This window comes from Microcystis sp. M109S1, from assembly GCF_020247025.1.
In the GTDB taxonomy this organism is placed as follows: Bacteria; Cyanobacteriota; Cyanobacteriia; order Cyanobacteriales; family Microcystaceae; genus Microcystis.
In genome coordinates, this window is the sequence record NZ_JADBRW010000212.1 from 1 (window position 1) to 2,764 (window position 2,764).

Below are 2,764 nucleotides of genomic sequence, written 5' to 3' on the forward strand. Positions count from 1 at the left end.
CAATAGCGACTCTTGTTCTGGTGTGGGGTAAAATCGGTAAGAATAGGCTTTTTCCATATTTTACATTCTGGCATATATTTGGTAAATGCGCTAGTATTTAACGGTAAAGCCGTCGTAGAACGACGGGGTTTCAGACCCAAATTTTCGATGATCACTAGAAATTCTTTATTATCAGGTTTGTTTCTGGGTCTGGGTTGGGTTTGCGTTAGCGGCAACCTAGTCGTGGCCCAATTGCCTATCAGTGAGCGTTGTTTAGCGGGGGCTGAATCCTGCGCTTACCAAAAATATCCCCAATACAATCAGCAATTAAACTTTCGCACCAGTCCCCAAATCGAGCAGCGGCGACAGAACACGATCGAAAATGAATGCGGTAGCAGTAATTCCTCTCGTTGTAATAATCTGCGTCCGCAGGTGCAAGAGCTACAGGAAACTCCCACCATGCAGCAATTGCGGGAACAACAGATTAGAATTATCCAAACTCGTTAAAATAGGGGAGATTTAGCTATCTCCCCCCACACCACACCGCGATAAATCCCACAATTAACGCACTTCAAACAAACGATTATCCGGTAAATTACTAATCGCTCGCTGGAGACTATTCAAGGATCTATTGTAATCGACGATCGCCTGTAGATAACGGCTTCTGGCATCGGTTAAATCCCGTTGGGAGTTGATCACATCCGTTTGGGTTCCCACACCCGCCTGAAAGCGTAAACGGGCTAATCGCAGACTTTCCGTGGCGGATTCAATGCTTTTTTGCGAAGTTTTGATGTTTTCTTGGTTAGAAATCAAACTATAGTAGGATTCCTCCACCTGAAGGCGAATTTCATTGCGACGGAGGGAGAATTCCGTATCGGCGCGATCAATATTTCTTTCCGCTTGACGAGCGCGAGCAAAAGCACGACCACCATCAAAAAAAGTCCAACGAATCCGGCCACCGACGCTAAAACCATCGCCAAAACCAGCTTCATCACTGAGATCGTTGAGGACATTATACGCGCCCAAAAGGTCCACTTGGGGAATCACCGCCGAAATGGCGATCGAGCGGTCTTCTGCGCTAATTTCCCGTTGTAAGAGTTGTTGTTCTAATTCTGCGCGATTTTTATAGGCCAGAACAATACTATCATCAAGACTTAAGCCCCAAGTTCCCGCCTCGCGAATCTCATCGGCAGCGGTTAACTCAATGTGTTGGCCAACACTCAATATTTGTGCCAGTCGCCGTCGGGAAATACGCTGGTTAGAAATCGCCCGGGTTAAGTCTTGGTTAGCGTTAGCGAGGTCAACTTCCGCCTGTAGGACAGCAAATCGAGTTCCTAGTCCCGCTTGCTCCAATAATTGAGCATCCCGTAAACTTTGACTAGCATCTTCGATCGAGGCTTGGGCGATCGCTACTTGGGCATCACCCCTCTGTAATTCATAATAGGCATCGGTGGCATCAAAACGAGTTTGTTCCGAGACTCGTTCCACCTCTAATTCCTGTTGCCGGATCACTTTTTCGGCCCTTTTGATCTGGGCTGCCCGTTCACCCCCTGTATAAACCCCATAGACGATGCGAACACTACCCTGAAGGTTGGTACTATCTTCGGGTGTAACTGCTGGGATTCCCTGTTGACGAGCTAACTCATTCTGTCTTTGGGCAGCTGCCGATTGATCTTGAGTGAGACTGGCCTCCGCTTCTGCCGTGGGTAATAAGGCCGCCTGTTGTTCCTTTAATTGGGCGCGAGCGATTTCCAGATTAATCCGGGCTGTCTGTAAGGTCTGATTATTTTTTAAAGCTAATTCGATCGCTTGATTTAAGGTGATCGGTTGTACTACCCTAATATTCACCTCATCCGGTTTGGTGGGAAAAATTAGGGGATTGCCACTAGGATTAAGATAATTGGGGGCTTTGGTATCCGCTTCCGTGGTTGCCGGTGCCGCCGAGGGACCAGGTAATTGAGAAACTGGATTGGCAGTAGGTCGGGGTTTCTTCAATAAATCGGCAGCGGACTGAGTTTGTGCCTTAACCGAGGATTCAGCCAAGAAAATCAACCCAAGCACCGCACTCACGGTAATACCATAACGCAAGAGCAACATGAGTATCTCGAAAGTAAACAGTAAACGATAAGAAGTAAACAAGCTCACACCACTATGTTGGCCGATTACTAATTACTAATCCTACTTCATCCCGACGCGGATCGCCCGTAGCGGTTAATTCCCCCCGATCATTCACTGCCACCCCATGCACACCCCCAAAAAACATATTTTGTTCTTGCCACCGGGATACTTGAGTATTTGCGGGTAAAACCAGATTTTTGAGCATATTTTCCCGATCTTCTAAAGGTTCAATTCCTAATTGTTGATTTTCCCAATGTAGGCGCGAGGCGGCGATCGCATCGGGTAAGGATTGCCGAAAATCGATTAAATTGCTAATAACCTGCAAAATAGCGGTGCGAATGCGATTGGAACCCCCAGAACCGAGAACAAATCGCGGCTTTCCTTCCTCTAAAATCATCGTCGGGGACATCATTGAGGATAAACGACGATCAACCGGCCAATTGTGAAAACCAAAGGGATTTAAGTCCGCTTCCCCGATCATCGAAAATTTTGGGTCTGAAACCCCGTCGTTCTACGACGGCTTTACTGTTAAATACTAGCGCATTTACCAAATATATGCTAAAATGTGAGACATGGAAAAAGCCTATTCTTACCGATTTTACCCCACACCAGAACAAGAGTCGCTATTGCGGCGCACTTTGGGCTGTGTAAGATTAGTTTACAATAA

General features: G+C 46.8%; 4 protein-coding genes and 1 pseudogene. 2 read left to right on the top strand and 3 right to left on the bottom strand.

Features of this window, described 5'->3' with window-relative positions; all coding sequences use genetic code 11:
* The coding region (locus IM322_RS23305; protein ID WP_190357389.1) for a helix-turn-helix domain-containing protein at positions 1–57 on the bottom strand (57 nt) is incomplete at its 3' end.
* Between the two features lie 90 nt (positions 58–147).
* Between IM322_RS23305 and IM322_RS10735 the strand changes: the two genes are divergently transcribed.
* On the top strand, positions 148–486 hold the full coding sequence (locus tag IM322_RS10735) for a hypothetical protein (RefSeq protein WP_287676405.1): 339 nt from the start codon (positions 148–150) through the stop codon (positions 484–486).
* A 54-nt stretch (positions 487–540) separates the two neighbouring features.
* On the opposite strand, the gene IM322_RS10740 is transcribed toward IM322_RS10735, so the two are convergent.
* Positions 541–2,076, bottom strand: a complete 1,536-nt coding sequence (locus IM322_RS10740) for a TolC family protein (RefSeq protein ID WP_287676404.1) — start codon at positions 2,074–2,076, stop codon at positions 541–543.
* 52 nt (positions 2,077–2,128) lie between these two features.
* Positions 2,129–2,581, bottom strand: a pseudogene (locus tag IM322_RS10745) (gamma-glutamyltransferase); the annotation flags it as partial.
* Between the two features lie 88 nt (positions 2,582–2,669).
* Between IM322_RS10745 and IM322_RS10750 the strand changes: the two are divergent.
* The coding region (locus tag IM322_RS10750; RefSeq protein ID WP_155119265.1) for a helix-turn-helix domain-containing protein at positions 2,670–2,764 on the top strand (95 nt) is incomplete at its 3' end.

What these genes read in the sequence shown, in the direction of transcription:
- IM322_RS10735 (WP_287676405.1), top strand. Translation starts at nt 148, where the DNA reads ATGATCACTAGAAATTCTTTATTATCAGGTTTGTTTCTGGGTCTGGGT.
- IM322_RS10740 (WP_287676404.1), bottom strand. Translation starts at nt 2,076, where the DNA reads ATGTTGCTCTTGCGTTATGGTATTACCGTGAGTGCGGTGCTTGGGTTG.